Here is a 14,721-nt window from a genome sequence, read left to right as displayed (position 1 = left end):
GGTTTTACTTTGCCGCGATTTTCAGGTCTTCGAGCAGATTATTCAACACCAGAAACTCACCCGCTTTCGAACATTCCGGCAGAGTGACGGACAGGTCGCGCGCGCTGAGGCGCTGATCGCCGCGCAGTTCCAGCGATTGCAGGTGCAGTTCCTGGCCGCAATTTGCCCGGGTCACTTCGGCCTCGACCGACAGGGTGATCGAGCCGGTCTGATCGGATTGCCCTGCAGGGTAGGAATAGACCTGAACGTTCTGCGCGTCGTTCAGGTCGGGTTGACCCAGATGGACAACTTGCCCGGCGCCCTGTGTTTTGGCGTCAACCGAGACATGGCCGGTGCTGCCATAGCTTGCGCCAAACTCCAGCGCATGGATTTGCAGGTCCGTATTGCCTTGCCAGTGCAGGGCCACGCGATCGAAATGGGTGATATCGGGGATATGTGTGGTCGCAACAGTGCCCGCCTGATCCCCGACCGAGATCAGGAAGATCGCATATTCGCTGAGCGCCGGGATTGTCACTTCCAGACGACCGGTCGCGTCTGTTTGTTGCGTGACGGTCAGGCCGCTGTGATGCACATCAATCCGTTCGCCCGCGTGGCAAGGGGCAAGGACGGTCAGTTGCGCTGCAGCACCGGGTACAGCCCGCGCCCGTGCGCCGATAGCGCAGTCCGTCGGGCCCGAGGGGGCAGACCCGTTGGCGTGCAGCTTGCGATGTCCGGTTGTGGTGTCGTCCGGCGTTTCGTGGGCCGGAGTCGAGGAGGTCAGAACGATATCCTCCAGCCCTGCGATGATCGCCGTGTGATCCATGACAGAACTGATCTGCGTCTGCGGGGCGTCAGGTTCCGCAGGCGTTCCATTCTGCATCAGGTAACCAATGGCCAGGGCACAGGCAACGGTACCCCCAGTGGTCACGTAGTTCTTAATTACAAACAAAACACCCTCCCCAGTTGAAGGAGCGAGTCGCACCCTGCGGGTCAATCACGGCCAATATGTGGCCGTGACGCGGGTTAATTGTGTCTGAACTAAGGTGATGTCAGGTCAGGCGTCCGTGGCAATGTTTGAACTTCTTGCCCGAACCGCAGGGGCATCTGTCGTTGCGTGACGGATTGCCCCATGTGCTTGGATCGTTTTCATCGAAACCGGGTCGCGCATCACCCGAGGCTTCGGCCTCGGCCACAGCTTCGGCCTGACCTGCGGCCTGATCGACCGCCTGCTGCGCTTGGGCCTGTTGCGCCTGCATCTGCGCCAACATCTCGCGCTGTTCTTCCTCGGTCAGAGGGCGCACGCGCGACAATTGCTGAGTCACGGTTTCGCGCAAACTGTCCAACATGCTTTCAAACAGCTGGAAGCTTTCGTTCTTATACTCGTTCAGCGGATCGCGCTGGGCATAGCCCCGGAACCCAACGACCGAGCGCAGATGCTCCAGTGTCAGCAGGTGTTCACGCCATTTGCTGTCGATGGTGTTCAGCAGAACCTGCTTTTCGATGTTGCGCATGTTCTCGGGGCCAAAAGCGGTCGCCTTTTGCGCCATCATCTCGTCGGCGGCCTTGACCAAACGCTCGCGCACCTGTTCGTCATCCACGCCTTCTTCGGCGGCCCAATCCTGTACGGGCGCGTCGATGGTCAGCTTGTCCTTGATCGCCTCGTGCAATCCATCGGTGTCCCACTGATCAGCATAGGATTTCGGCGGCATGTATTCGTCGATCAGATCGTCGATGACCTGTTCGCGCATGTCCGAGACCACATCTGAGAGGTCATCGGCAGACATGATCTCGCGCCGTTGGCTGAACACCACTTTCCGTTGGTCGTTCATCACGTCATCAAATTTCAGAACGTTCTTGCGCATGTCAAAGTTGCGGCCTTCGACCTTGGATTGCGCCCGCTCCAGCGATTTGTTGACCCAGGGATGAACGATGGCCTCGCCCTCTTGCATGCCCAGGGTGTGTAGAACTTTGTCCAGACGTTCCGAGCCAAAGATGCGCATCAGGTCGTCTTCGAGGCTGAGGTAAAATACTGTGCGGCCCGGATCACCCTGACGGCCCGAACGGCCACGCAGCTGGTTATCGATGCGGCGGCTTTCGTGGCGTTCTGATGCCATAACAAACAGACCACCAGCGGCCAGAACCTTTTCTTTTTCCTCGGCGTGAGTTGCTTCTTCGGCCGCGCGCAGTTCGGCGGGGTCGGCCTCGGGGTTTTCGGCCAGCGCCTTCAGCACTTTCATTTCCACATTGCCGCCCAACTGGATGTCGGTTCCGCGACCGGCCATGTTGGTGGCGATGGTGACTGCGCCCAGACGCCCCGCATCGGCGACGATCTGCGCCTCTTGCTCGTGCTGGCGGGCGTTGAGAACGTTGTGCTGGATGCCTTCTTTGGTCAGCATCTGGCTGAGCAGTTCGGATTTCTCGATCGAGGTGGTGCCCAGCAGAACTGGTTGGCCCTTTTCCTGCGCTTCTTTGGTTTCTTCGATCATCGCGCCGTATTTCTCGGCACCAGTGCGATAGACCTGATCATCTTCGTCTACACGTGCAATTGGCTTGTTGGTCGGAACCTCAACCACGCCCAGGCCATAGATTTCTTGGAATTCTTCGGCCTCGGTCAGGGCAGTGCCGGTCATGCCGCCCAACTTGTCATAAAGGCGGAAATAGTTCTGGAAGGTCACGCTGGCCAGCGTCACGTTCTCAGGCTGGATCGGAACACCTTCCTTGGCCTCGATGGCCTGGTGCAGACCTTCCGACAGACGGCGACCCGGCATCATGCGCCCGGTGAATTCGTCGATCAGAACGACATTGCCGTCGCGCACGATATAGTCCTTGTCGCGCTGGAACAGCTTATGCGCCCGCAGACCTTGGTTCACGTGGTGAACGACCGTGGTGCTTTCGGGATCATACAGCGAATGGCCCTCGGGGATCAGTCCGGCTGCGATCAGTTGTTCTTCAAGAAACTCGTTGCCTTCATCGGTGAAGGTCACGTTCCGCGATTTCTCGTCCAGCGAATAGTGGTCGTCCTGCAACGAAGGGATCAGCCCGTCGATCGTAGTATACATGTCAGACCGGTCCTGCGACGGGCCCGAGATGATCAGCGGCGTGCGCGCCTCGTCAATCAGGATCGAGTCGACCTCGTCCACAATCGCGAAATTGTGGTATTTTTGATAAATCTCGGCCAGATCGGACTTCATGTTGTCGCGCAGATAGTCGAAGCCCAGCTCGTTATTGGTGGCATAGGTGATGTCGCAGGCGTAGGCGGCTTTCTTTTCCGCATCTGGCTGACCAGACCAGATCACACCCGTGGTCATGCCCAAAGCGCCAAAAACCTTGCCCATCCAGTCCGAGTCGCGCTTGGCCAGGTATTCGTTCACGGTGACCACATGCACGCCCTTGCCGGTCAGAGCGTTCAGATAGGCCGGGAACGTGGCGACCAGCGTTTTGCCCTCACCTGTTTTCATTTCCGAAATGTTGCCCTGATGCAGGAACGCGCCGCCCATCAACTGCACGTCAAAGGCGCGCAGACCCAGCGCGCGCTTGGCGCCTTCGCGTACGTTGGCAAAGGCTTCGGGCAGCAGGTCATCCAGGCTCTCGCCGTCCAACGCCCGTTTACGCAATTCCTCGGTCTTTTCCTTCAGACCGTCATCCGACAATTTCTCGAACTCGGGTTCCAGCGCGTTGATCTGGTCGATCAGGGGGCGGGTCGCCTTGATCTTGCGGTCGTTCGGTGTTCCGAACACCTTTTTGGCGAGCGTTCCGAGTCCCAGCATGTTCACTCCAGCGGATCTGTTCTTGTCTTGGTTGCGACAGGCTTGCCCACCTTGCGCGCAACCCATAGATACGGGGGGTGAAAGGCGGCCCTGTCCAAGGCTTCAAAGCGATGTAAGCGGCAGGTTCCACAGTGTCAACGCTGCGCCCCGTCGCGGCTAGAAAATAGGATGAATCCATGCCCAAAGGCCTCACTTTTCTGCCATCGCTGGCCCTGACTGCCGTGCTGGCCCTGCCACTGGCCGCCGAAACCCAGCCCGATCCCAGCGCGGTCGTGGCCCGTGTGAACGGGGAAGAGATCACATTGGGTCACATCATCGCTACTGCCGCAGCCTTGCCCGAGCAATATCAGCAGATCGAAGACGATGTTCTCTATGATCTGATTGTCGATCAGTTGATCCAGCAGCAATTGCTGGGCCAACAGCAGGACGCGCTGACCCGGCTGAACGCATTGGGCGTCGAGAATGAAACCCGATCTTTGCGTGCGGTGCAGACTGTGAATGCGTTGATCGAGGAAAATCTGACGGATGAGGCGATCCAGGCCGCCTATGATGCGCAATATGCTGATTTCCAGGGCGCGGATGAATATAACGCCAGCCACATTCTGGTCGAAACCGAAGAAGAAGCGAATGAAATCAAGTCTCAGCTTGATGACGGTGCTGATTTCGCGCAACTGGCGCGCGAGAAATCCACCGGCCCGTCCGGCCCGAATGGGGGTGAGTTGGGTTGGTTCGGCCCGGGTCGCATGGTGCCTGCCTTCGAGGCTGCCGTTGTCAGTCTGGAAAAGGGTCAGGTTTCGGACCCTGTGAAAACTCAGTTCGGCTGGCACGTTGTCACCCTGAACGACAAGCGCAAAACCGAAGCCCCGGATATTGAGGCTGTCCGCGCCGAACTGTCCCAAGGTCTTCAGCAGGAGATCATTCAGGCGCGCATCGACGAGCTGACCCAGCAGGCCGAGATCGAGCGCCCCACGACCGAGGGTGTCGGACCCGAGGCACTGCGTCAGATCGAACTGCTTCAGGAGTAACCGTCCGTGGCAACGATTACCAAAGTTTCGCCTCTGGCTCCGGCGGCATTCCCCGACCTGCCCGCAATTGACGGCGTGCGCTTTGCCACTGTTGAGGCGGGTGTGCGCTACCAGGGCCGCACCGATGTGATGCTGGCGGTGCTGGATCCCGGTACCTCGGTGGCGGGGGTGTTCACGCGTTCCGCCACCCGCGCGGCCCCGGTGCTGGATTGTCAGGACAAGATCGGTGGGGCCAGCGATGGTCCGGCGGCTATTTTGGTGAACTCGGGCAATGCCAATGCATTCACCGGGCACTACGGCCAGACCTCTGTGGCCGAAGTGACGCAGGCCGTGTCCAAAGCCACCGGCGTCGGGGTCGAGCGGGTATTTACATCGTCCACCGGCGTGATCGGCGAGCCGCTGCCCCATGGTCGCATCGTATCGCAGCTTGAGACGCTTAAAATGGGTCTCAGCCGCCACGCCATTGAAGACGCCGCGCGGGCGATCATGACGACCGACACCTTCCCCAAGGGGGCAAGCGCACAGGTCGAGATTGATGGACAAATCGTCTCTATTGCTGGGATCGCCAAGGGTTCGGGCATGATCGCGCCGGATATGGCGACAATGCTGGTCTACATCTTCACCGATGCGCAAGTCGAACAATCGGCGCTACAAGCGATGCTGGGCGCGCAGACCGACCGCACCTTCAACTGCATTACGGTGGACAGCGATACCTCGACCTCGGACACGCTGCTGCTTTGCGCCACCGGGGCCTCGGGCGTGGATGCCACAGGCAATGCAGCGTTTGCGCAGGCGCTTGAAACGGTGATGCTGGACCTTGCGCAGCAGGTGGTGCGCGACGGTGAAGGCGCCACGAAATTCGTAGAAATTCGTGTGACCGGAGCAGCCACGGACGCGGATGCCAAGGTGCATGGGTTGGCAATTGCCAACTCACCGCTGGTGAAAACGGCGATTGCGGGCGAAGATCCGAATTGGGGCCGCGTAGTCATGGCCATCGGCAAGTCCGGTGCCGCCGCCGACCGCGACCTGCTGAGTATCTCTTTCGGCGACATTCTGGTGGCCGAGAAAGGCTGGGTCAGCCCCGACTACCGCGAGGAAGGTGCCGCCGCTTACATGAAAGGTCAGGATCTGGTGATCGCGGTCGATCTGGGACTGGGTAAGGGCGCATCCACCGTTTGGACCTGTGATCTGACCCACGGCTATATCGAGATCAACGCGGATTATCGTTCATGAAGACCGTTTTGGTGTCGGCCGTCGCCCTGATCGACGTCGAAGGCCGGGTGCTGCTGGCGCAGCGCCCCGAGGGTAAATCCATGGCCGGTCTGTGGGAATTCCCCGGCGGCAAGGTCGAACCCGGCGAAACTCCCGAAGTCGCCCTGATCCGCGAGTTGGAGGAAGAACTGGGCATCAACACCTGGGCCTCCTGCCTAGCACCGTTGACCTTTGCCAGCCACAGCTATGACGATTTCCACCTGTTGATGCCGCTGTTCGCTTGCCGGAAATGGGAGGGGATACCACAATCAAAAGAAGGTCAGGCGCTGAAATGGGTCCGCGCTAATGATCTGCGGAACTATCCTATGCCCGCAGCTGATGTGCCGTTGATCCCGATTCTGCGGGATTGGTTGTAGTGTCGCGGCAGGGCGCATGCCCCCTGTGGCCAAAAGAGAGCACGCGGTGGTCGGAATTGCGTGATTTGTGACCTGTACCCCTGATCCTAAAGTATTAGGCCCAGCCGAGCTGTTTCAAGGAATGCGCATCATTCCATATCTTGGTCATGTGTTTGATTTTGTCACCGTCAAACTCAATGGCATAGACGTATTCCGCGGCCAGAGTTTTTCCCGTAGCAGGCACTGGGCCATCCACGGAATGAGTTCCATGGAACACGGCAAATATGCTTGCAATTCCACGCTCTTCATCAACAGAAAATGATTTGAGCTCATAATGACCATCCGGGATCGGAGTCAGCAGGTTTTTCATCCAGTCTGCGTAACCTTCCAGGGTAGTGACGTCGGCCAATGCGTCGGCTTGTGCTGAAAACGTCGCGCCCTCATGGCAAAAGTTTTTGCAGGCGTCCCAGCCTTTGCCTGTATCGCAGGCCTCAAAGAATTCTCTTGCGGCTTTTCGGATAGACATGTGTTTCCCCCCCTACGAAACTGTGGCCAACCGTGTTGGCCGTCAACTGAAGCAGTAAGAAACAGGGTACGCTGAAATAGCTCATTATCAAAATGCGCGGAAATATCGTGGCTTGGAGACGACATTTTGACTGATGTGCTCCGGCGATCCATCCAATCCATCACCCTTCCACCCCTGTTACAATTCGTAATAATTGAGAAAACATCAGGCAAAACTTGCCGCTGATCCTCCCCCTGTCCCTTCGTGGGGCATTGGCGTTCGGGCACCATCCCGAACCCGCCATTTCCGACCCAAGGGAGGGGTCGGGTGGGGAGGAGAGAAAGATTGGCTCAGACGCAATCGGGCGCTGAAGGGTTGGTTTCCCTTCCGGCGCTGTTACATCGCAATGCGACGCAGTTCGGGGATGCCCCGGCCTACCGGGAAAAGGAATTCGGGATCTGGCAATGCTGGTCCTGGGCTGAAACCGCCGCCGAGGTGCGCAAACTGGCGTTGGGATTTCTGGAGATCGGCGTTGAGAAGGGCGACCATATCGCCGTCATTGGCCGCAACCGCCCGGCGCATTACTGGTCGATGGTCGCCGCGCAGATGGTGGGGGCGGTGCCGGTGCCGCTGTATCAGGACTCGGTCGCGGAAGAGATGGCCTATGTTCTGGAACACTGCGGTGCGAAGTTCGTTGTCTGTGGCGATCAGGAGCAGGTCGATAAGGTCATCGAGATTCAGCAGGGGCTGCATCAGGTCAAGCATATCCTCTACACCGACAAGCGCGGGATGCGGAAATACGACCACAGTCAGATGAACGCGCTGGACGACATCATGGCCGAGGGCAGCGCCGGTCACGCACGGTTCGACGCGGAACTGGACAAGCGTATCGCGGCGATCACCTATGACGATACCTGTGTGATGCTCTATACCTCGGGCACTACGGGCAAGCCCAAGGGCGTGGTGCTGTCGAACCGTAATGTGATCGAAAGCGCCAAGAACTCGGCCGAGTTCGATCATCTGACCCGGAACGAAGATATTCTGTCCTACCTGCCGATGGCGTGGGTGGGCGATTTCATCTTCTCGATCGGTCAGGCCTATTGGTGCGGCTTCTGCGTGAACTGCCCCGAAAGCGCCGACACGATGATGACCGACCTGCGCGAGATAGGGCCGACCTATTTCTTTGCCCCTCCGCGCGTGTTTGAGACGCAGCTGACCAACGTGATGATCCGGATGGAGGATGCGGGCAAGCTGAAAAAGCGTATGTTCCGTCACTTCATGGATCACGCCAAGAAGGTGGGCGGTCTGTTGCTGGATGGCAAGCCGGTCGGGTTTGGCGACAAGGTGAAATACGCGCTCGGCAATATGCTGGTTTACGGTCCGCTCAAGGATACGTTGGGTTATGGCCGGTTCCGCGTCGGCTATACAGCGGGTGAAGCCATTGGGCCTGAGATTTTTGATTTCTACCGCTCACTGGGTATCAATCTGAAGCAGCTATATGGTCAGACCGAGGCGACCGTTTTTATCACGGTGCAGCCTGATGGCGAGGTGCGCGCGGATACGGTTGGTGTTCCTGCGCCGGATGTTGAGTTGAAGATCGACGACAAGGGCGAGATTCACTATCGCTCGCCCGGCGTGTTTGTCGAGTATTACAATAACCCGGACTCGACCGCCTCGACCAAGGATGCCGAGGGTTGGGTGGCCACGGGCGATGCAGGATTCATCGAGGAAGGGTCCGGCCATTTGCGGATCATCGACCGTGCCAAGGACGTGGGCAAAATGGCCGACGGGTCGATGTTTGCGCCGAAATATGTCGAGAACAAACTGAAGTTCTATCCCGATATTCTTGAGGTTGTTCTGTTTGGTAATGGCAAGGATCGCTGCGTGGCCTTCATCAATATCGACCTGACGGCGGTGGGTAACTGGGCCGAGCGGAACAATGTGGCTTATGGGTCCTATCAGGAACTGACTAGTCATCCGCGTGTGTTAGAGACGATCAAGTCGCATGTGGAAGAGGTCAACAAGTCGGTTGCGGCAGATGAGATGCTGTCGGGCTGCCAGGTGCATCGCTTTGTGGTCCTGCACAAAGAGTTGGATGCGGATGATGGTGAGATGACCCGGACCCGCAAGGTGCGCCGCGGGTTTGTCGAGGAGAAGTTCCACGACATCATTGATGCGCTTTATGACGGATCATCCAGCGTTTCGACTACGACTGAAGTAACCTATGAGGACGGGCGTAAGGGGTCGATCTCGGCCACGCTGGAAATTGTGGACGCGCCGGTTGTTGCTGCGACCTCGCACAAGGTGGCGGCGGAATGAAGGCCGTTCGAGCGCCGCTCGACCTTGCGGTCATCGCCCCGTCCGCCGTCCCGTTTTTTCGCAGCTCAGGGAGGATCTGATGCTGGATAGTTCCGAAGGATATGTCACCGAAGACGGCCGCAAGATCGGCGGTGTGGTGATGGAGATGAAGAACATCACCCTGCGTTTTGGCGGTGTGGTGGCAATCAAGGATATCTCGTTCGACATTCGCGAGGGTGAGATCCGGGCCATTATCGGACCGAATGGGGCGGGCAAGTCCTCGATGCTGAACGTGATTTCAGGGTTCTATGTCCCGCAGGAGGGTGAGGTTTGGTTTCACGGATCAAAACGCCCACAGATGCGACCCTTTGAGGTGGCGCAGCAGGGCATCGCGCGGACGTTCCAGAATATCGCTCTTTTCGAGGGGATGAGCGTTTTGGACAATGTGATGACCGGGCGTTTGGGCTTCATGAAGACCAATATTTTTCAGCAGGCTTGGTGGAAGGGCAAAGCCGAGGCGGAAGAGACGGAAAATCGCGAGGCGGTCGAGAAGATCATCGATTTCTTGGAAATCCAGCACATCCGCAAAACACCTGTGTCTCGCCTGCCCTACGGGCTGAAGAAACGGGTCGAACTGGCGCGAGCCTTGGCGGCGGAGCCAAAGCTGCTGCTGCTGGATGAGCCGATGGCGGGCATGAATGTCGAGGAAAAAGAGGACATGAGCCGCTTTATCCTGGACGTGAATGACGAGTTTGGCACCACCATCGCGCTGATCGAACACGACATGGGCGTTGTGATGGACCTGAGCGACCGCGTGGTGGTGATGGATTATGGCCGCAAGATCGGTGACGGCACCCCCGATGAGGTGCGCAACAATCAAGAGGTCATCGACGCCTATCTGGGGGTGAGCCATGACTAGACATCTGACAGACATGAGAGGGGGCGGACATGCCTGATCAGTTGGTATTTGCGATGGAGGTCATTCTGAATGGCCTGATGGCCGGGGTCCTTTATGCGCTGGTCGCGCTGGGCTTTGTGCTGATTTACAAGGCATCGGGGATTTTTAACTATGCCCAAGGGGTTATGGCACTGTTTGCGGCAATGACTCTGGTGGGGATCATGAAAGGTCAGGTGCCGTTTGCGCATCTGATCAATGCCATGTTCGGCACGCATATCCACTATTTTGGCTGGAACGTGCCTGCGCTGCTGGCGATTATTCTGACCATGGCGGTGATGGTGTTGCTGGCCTGGGCGGTGCAGCGCTTTGTGATGCGCCATCTGGTGGGTCAGGAGCCGATCATCCTGTTCATGGCGACGATCGGCCTGGCTTATCTGCTGGAAGGTGTGGCCGATCTGATGTGGGGCTCTGAAATCAAGACGCTGGATGTGGGCCTGCCGCAGGGCATCAACCTGTGGATTGATGAGAGCACATTCAACATCTTCGGCTACGGCTTCTTCATCGACAATCTGGACATTGTTGCAACGGTTATCGCGGCATTGCTGGTGGCGGCGCTGGTGGCGTTCAGCCAGTACACCAAGCAGGGCCGGGCGATGCGTGCGGTGGCCGATGACCACCAGGCGGCGCTGTCCGTGGGGATTTCGCTGAATTTCATCTGGGTGATGGTTTGGTCGGTCGCCGGGTTCGTGGCCCTTGTCGCAGGCATCATGTGGGGTACGAAATCGGGTGTGCAGTTCTCGCTATCGCTGATCGCGCTCAAGGCGCTGCCGGTGCTGATGCTGGGCGGGTTCACCTCGATCCCCGGAGCGATTGTCGGAGGGTTGATCATCGGTGTGGGCGAGAAACTGTTCGAATTTGCCATCGGCCCGCTTGTGGGCGGTGCGACCGAGAACTGGTTTGCCTATGTGCTGGCGCTGATCTTCCTCGTGTTCCGGCCGCAGGGTCTGTTCGGTGAGAAGATCATCGAGAGGGTGTAGCGATGCAAAAGTTCCTCGCCATCACCAACGTGATCGCATGGGCCGGGTTCTGGGCCTTTGGATATATCGCTCTGACGTCGGATGATCTGACGGACGGGCAGGTGACAATCGCAGCGATCCTGGCTTTTGCCGGACTGGTCATGGGCATCCTGGCCTACCTCAAGCTGGTCCGTGCGTCCGAGGCGACGGGATATGCCAAAGGATCGAACCAACTGGATGCCGCAGCCCGCAACCGGGCGCAGGAAGAATGGGGAAAGTAAGACATGTTCTATCGTGAGGCCGGAGATTTCAAAGTCTCTTACGTGGATGACAGCCAGACCTTCCCGATCAAGTTCGACCGGTATCGGTACTATGTGGTGCTTGCCGTGGCGTTTGGGATCATCCCGTTCATCATCAACGACTATTGGGCAAATGCGCTGCTGCTGCCGTTTCTGATCTATGCGATTGCGGCGATCGGACTGAACATTCTGGTGGGCTATTGCGGGCAGGTTTCGCTGGGCACCGGCGGGTTCATGGCTGTAGGGGCCTATGCTTGCTATAAGCTGATGACGGCCTTCCCGGATGTCAGCATGTTCATCCATGTCATCCTTGCCGGAGGTATCACCGCGTTGGTCGGTGTGCTGTTTGGCCTTCCAAGCCTTAGGATCAAAGGGTTCTATCTGGCCGTGGCGACTTTGGCAGCGCAGTTCTTCCTTGTCTGGCTGTTCAACAGGGTGCCGTGGTTCTACAACTATTCGGCCTCGGGGCAGATTAATGCGCCGGAACGCGATGTGTTTGGTATCATCATTACCGGCCCGAATGCGCCTGCATGGGCAACCTATCTGTTTTGCCTGATCTTCCTAGCAGTCTGCGCCGTCGTCGCTCGCAACCTGACGCGTGGTACCACAGGACGTAAATGGATGGCGATCCGGGACATGGACATCGCGGCAGAGATCATTGGTGTGAATCCACTTCGGGCTAAGCTGACGGCTTTTGCTGTCAGCTCGTTCTTTGTGGGTATTTCGGGTGCGTTGTTCTTTGCGGTTTATCTGGGCGCGGTCGAGGTCGGCGAAGTCTTCGGTATTCAGAAATCGTTCCTGGTGCTGTTCATGATCATTATCGGTGGACTGGGATCCATCTTTGGATCTTTTGCCGGGGCTGCGTTCCTTGTGCTTTTGCCCGTTGTCCTGAAGGTTGTCGGCGCGGACATGCTAGGCTGGCCCACCGATATCGTGGCTCATTTGAATCTCGTCATCGTTGGCGCGCTGATCATCATGTTCCTGATCCTTGAACCGCACGGGCTGGCGCAGCTGTGGCGCGTGGCCAAAGAAAAACTCAGACTCTGGCCGTTCCCGCACTAAGCGGTTCGGCCCAATCAGATAACGGGTGCAAAGCCCGAACTCACCATCGGACCAACCAAGGGAGGAGACACCCGATGAAATTGAAACTGGCAACCATGGCGCTCGGCGCCGCAATGGCGGCAGGTCCGGTTATGGCCGACCTCGTATTCCCGTCGCTCAGCTATCGGACCGGGCCTTATGCGGCGGGCGGTATCCCGTTCGCGGATGGCTATGCTGATTACTTTACCCTGCTGAATGAACGCGATGGCGGTATTGGTGGCGTGGCGACCAAGGTGATCGAATGCGAAACCGGCTATAACACCGAAAAAGGTGTGGAATGCTATGAATCCACCAAGGGCGAAGGTTCGCTGGTGTATCAGCCGCTGTCGACTGGTATCACCTATCAGCTGATCCCCAAAACCACCGCAGATGGCATTCCGATGCACACGATGGGATATGGACGCACCTCGGCCAAAAACGGCGATGTGTTCAGCCATACGTTCAACTATCCTGCGAACTACTGGGATGGAGCCTCGGGCGCGATCAACTACCTGCTGGATACCAACAACGGCGACCTGAGCGGCAAGAAAATCGCGCTGGTCTACCACAACTCGGCCTATGGCAAGGAACCGATCCGCACGCTGGAAGAGCTGTCTGCCAAGCACGGGTTCGAGCTGGTTGCCCTGCCGGTGGATCATCCTGGTCAGGAGCAGAAGTCGCAGTGGCTGCAAATCCGCCGTGATCGTCCCGATTTCGTCCTGATGTGGGGCTGGGGCGTGATGAACCAGGTGGCGGTGCAGGAAGCTGCCAACATCCGTTACCCGATGGAAAACTTCATCGGCATCTGGTGGTCGGGCTCGGAAAACGACGTGCTGCCAGCGGGTGAAGCTGCGAATGGCTACAAGGCGCTGACCTTCCACAATGTGGGCACCGATTTCCCGGTCTTTGATGACCTGCAGAAATATGTCGTCGATGCCGGTAAAGCCGCTGGCGCGGGCGATCAGGTGGGTACGGTTCTGTACAACCGTGGCCTCTATGCCGCAATGCTGGCCGCCGAAGCTGCCAAAAAAGCGCAGGAAATCCACGGCACCGCCGACATCACCCCTGCGATGATGCGCGACGGCATGGAAGCGCTGGAAATCACCGAAGCCAAAATGACCGAACTGGGCCTGCCAAACTTTGGCCCGACCTTCTCGGTTTCGTGTGAAAACCACGGCGGCGACGCTCTGGTCGGTGTGACCCAGTGGGATGCGACCAACAAGACCTGGAGCCTGATTTCCGAGTTCAAAGCCACCGATGGCGACGTGATCGGTCCGCTGATCAACGAGGATTCGGGTGCATATGCGTCGGAAAACAACATCGGTTCGCGCTGCTGATCCGGTGATCTGAAACACGGGGCGGCGGGCTCTCGCCGTCCCGACGTAAACACAAGGCTTGAGGACACGCGCTGATGCTGGATGCGGCTCAAAACACCGAAGTGCAGACCGAAACCCTGCTTGAGGTCAACAATATCGAGGTGATCTACAATCACGTGATCCTCGTCCTCAAAGGCGTCAGCCTGACCGTGCCCAAGGGCGGTATTACCGCGCTGCTGGGTGGAAACGGGGCTGGCAAGACGACGACGCTCAAGGCGGTGTCGAACCTGCTGCATTCCGAACGCGGCGAGGTGACGAAAGGCACGATCAAGTATCGCGGCACCAGCGTGCATGAAAGCGATCCGGCGGATTTGGTTGAAAAGGGTGTCATCCAGGTGATGGAAGGCCGCCATTGCTTCGAACACCTGACGGTTGAGGAAAACCTGCTGACCGGTGCCTATACCCGCAAGGACGGTGCGGCGGCGATCCAGAAAGACCTTGAGCTTGTCTATTCCTATTTCCCACGGCTGGCCGAACGCCGCAAATCCCAAGCCGGATATACTTCGGGTGGTGAGCAACAGATGGTCGCCATGGGGCGCGCATTGATGTCGCGGCCCGAGACGATCCTGCTGGACGAACCCTCGATGGGTCTGGCCCCGCAGCTTGTCGAAGAGATTTTTGGCATCGTGAAGGACCTCAATGAAAAAGAGGGTGTGTCCTTCCTGCTGGCCGAACAGAACACCAACGTGGCGCTGCGGTTTGCGCATTACGGCTACATCTTGGAATCGGGTCGTGTGGTGATGGACGGTCCGGCGGCGGAACTGCGCGAAAACCCGGACGTGAAGGAATTCTACCTCGGTATGTCGGATGAGGGTCGCAAAAGCTTCCGCGATGTGCGGTCCTATCGCCGCCGCAAGAGGTGGCTGTAAGC

At 58.1% G+C, this 14,721-nt stretch carries 13 protein-coding genes; 10 read left to right on the top strand and 3 right to left on the bottom strand.

Features of this window, described 5'->3' with window-relative positions:
- Positions 1 to 4: 4 nt before the first annotated feature.
- Both ACR3E7_RS13725 and secA read right to left on the bottom strand, forming a co-directional pair.
- Positions 5 to 928, bottom strand: a complete 924-nt coding sequence (locus tag ACR3E7_RS13725) for a hypothetical protein (RefSeq protein ID WP_480505454.1) — start codon at positions 926 to 928, stop codon at positions 5 to 7.
- Between the two features lie 100 nt (positions 929 to 1,028).
- On the bottom strand, positions 1,029 to 3,746 hold the full coding sequence (gene secA, locus ACR3E7_RS13720) for a preprotein translocase subunit SecA (RefSeq protein ID WP_480505456.1): 2,718 nt from the start codon (positions 3,744 to 3,746) through the stop codon (positions 1,029 to 1,031).
- A 176-nt stretch (positions 3,747 to 3,922) separates the two neighbouring features.
- Between secA and ACR3E7_RS13715 the strand changes: the two genes are divergently transcribed.
- From ACR3E7_RS13715 to mutT, 3 genes are read left to right on the top strand one after another with little or no spacing between them, the layout of a single operon-like run.
- On the top strand, positions 3,923 to 4,771 hold the full coding sequence (locus ACR3E7_RS13715; protein WP_480505458.1) for a peptidylprolyl isomerase: 849 nt from the start codon (positions 3,923 to 3,925) through the stop codon (positions 4,769 to 4,771).
- 6 nt (positions 4,772 to 4,777) lie between these two features.
- Entirely contained in the window at positions 4,778 to 6,004 is a 1,227-nt protein-coding gene (gene argJ / locus ACR3E7_RS13710) for a bifunctional glutamate N-acetyltransferase/amino-acid acetyltransferase ArgJ (protein ID WP_480505460.1), read from the top strand.
- The gene (gene mutT, locus ACR3E7_RS13705) at positions 6,001 to 6,399 is read left to right on the top strand and encodes an 8-oxo-dGTP diphosphatase MutT (RefSeq protein ID WP_170755464.1); all 399 of its coding nucleotides are present in this window, start codon (positions 6,001 to 6,003) and stop codon (positions 6,397 to 6,399) included. The genes argJ and mutT overlap by 4 nt, the downstream gene beginning before the upstream one ends.
- Positions 6,400 to 6,493: 94 nt before the next feature.
- On the opposite strand, the gene ACR3E7_RS13700 is transcribed toward mutT, so the two are convergent.
- Positions 6,494 to 6,904: an ester cyclase gene (locus ACR3E7_RS13700; protein ID WP_480505462.1), complete on the bottom strand. Its 411-nt coding sequence runs from the start codon at positions 6,902 to 6,904 to the stop codon at positions 6,494 to 6,496.
- 324 nt (positions 6,905 to 7,228) lie between these two features.
- On the opposite strand from ACR3E7_RS13700, the gene ACR3E7_RS13695 reads away from it, so the two are divergent.
- From ACR3E7_RS13695 to ACR3E7_RS13665, 7 genes are all read left to right on the top strand, one after another.
- Positions 7,229 to 9,202 (top strand): AMP-binding protein, encoded by a 1,974-nt coding sequence (locus ACR3E7_RS13695; RefSeq protein ID WP_480505464.1) that lies wholly within the window; start codon positions 7,229 to 7,231, stop codon positions 9,200 to 9,202.
- Positions 9,203 to 9,281: 79 nt separating this feature from the next.
- Complete coding sequence (locus ACR3E7_RS13690) at positions 9,282 to 10,100, top strand: ABC transporter ATP-binding protein (RefSeq protein ID WP_170771453.1); 819 nt, start codon at positions 9,282 to 9,284, stop codon at positions 10,098 to 10,100.
- Between the two features lie 29 nt (positions 10,101 to 10,129).
- Positions 10,130 to 11,116 carry a branched-chain amino acid ABC transporter permease gene (locus ACR3E7_RS13685; RefSeq protein ID WP_170771455.1) on the top strand — a complete coding sequence of 329 codons (987 nt, stop codon included), beginning with the start codon at positions 10,130 to 10,132 and terminating at the stop codon, positions 11,114 to 11,116.
- A gap of 2 nt (positions 11,117 to 11,118) precedes the next feature.
- Positions 11,119 to 11,376, top strand: coding sequence for a hypothetical protein (locus ACR3E7_RS13680; RefSeq protein WP_170771457.1), 258 nt, complete (start codon positions 11,119 to 11,121; stop codon positions 11,374 to 11,376).
- 3 nt (positions 11,377 to 11,379) lie between these two features.
- Positions 11,380 to 12,456: a branched-chain amino acid ABC transporter permease gene (locus ACR3E7_RS13675; protein WP_170771459.1), complete on the top strand. Its 1,077-nt coding sequence runs from the start codon at positions 11,380 to 11,382 to the stop codon at positions 12,454 to 12,456.
- A gap of 74 nt (positions 12,457 to 12,530) precedes the next feature.
- Entirely contained in the window at positions 12,531 to 13,811 is a 1,281-nt protein-coding gene (locus ACR3E7_RS13670; protein WP_170771461.1) for an ABC transporter substrate-binding protein, read from the top strand.
- Positions 13,812 to 13,885: 74 nt separating this feature from the next.
- On the top strand, positions 13,886 to 14,719 hold the full coding sequence (locus ACR3E7_RS13665) for an ABC transporter ATP-binding protein (RefSeq protein ID WP_170771463.1): 834 nt from the start codon (positions 13,886 to 13,888) through the stop codon (positions 14,717 to 14,719).
- Positions 14,720 to 14,721 lie beyond the last annotated feature (2 nt).

This window comes from Ruegeria sp. BK1, assembly GCF_056535645.1.
This window is presented reverse-complemented; position numbering and strand designations above follow the sequence as displayed.

Excerpts from the sequence above, each read along its gene's own strand:
- ACR3E7_RS13675 (WP_170771459.1), top strand. The coding sequence starts at position 11,380 with ATGTTCTATCGTGAGGCCGGAGATTTCAAAGTCTCTTACGTGGATGAC.
- ACR3E7_RS13715 (WP_480505458.1), top strand. The coding sequence starts at position 3,923 with ATGCCCAAAGGCCTCACTTTTCTGCCATCGCTGGCCCTGACTGCCGTG.
- ACR3E7_RS13685 (WP_170771455.1), top strand. The coding sequence starts at position 10,130 with ATGCCTGATCAGTTGGTATTTGCGATGGAGGTCATTCTGAATGGCCTG.
- ACR3E7_RS13690 (WP_170771453.1), top strand. The coding sequence starts at position 9,282 with ATGCTGGATAGTTCCGAAGGATATGTCACCGAAGACGGCCGCAAGATC.
- mutT (WP_170755464.1), top strand. The coding sequence starts at position 6,001 with ATGAAGACCGTTTTGGTGTCGGCCGTCGCCCTGATCGACGTCGAAGGC.
- ACR3E7_RS13680 (WP_170771457.1), top strand. The coding sequence starts at position 11,119 with ATGCAAAAGTTCCTCGCCATCACCAACGTGATCGCATGGGCCGGGTTC.
- ACR3E7_RS13700 (WP_480505462.1), bottom strand. The coding sequence starts at position 6,904 with ATGTCTATCCGAAAAGCCGCAAGAGAATTCTTTGAGGCCTGCGATACA.
- ACR3E7_RS13665 (WP_170771463.1), top strand. The coding sequence starts at position 13,886 with ATGCTGGATGCGGCTCAAAACACCGAAGTGCAGACCGAAACCCTGCTT.
- ACR3E7_RS13670 (WP_170771461.1), top strand. The coding sequence starts at position 12,531 with ATGAAATTGAAACTGGCAACCATGGCGCTCGGCGCCGCAATGGCGGCA.
- secA (WP_480505456.1), bottom strand. The coding sequence starts at position 3,746 with ATGCTGGGACTCGGAACGCTCGCCAAAAAGGTGTTCGGAACACCGAAC.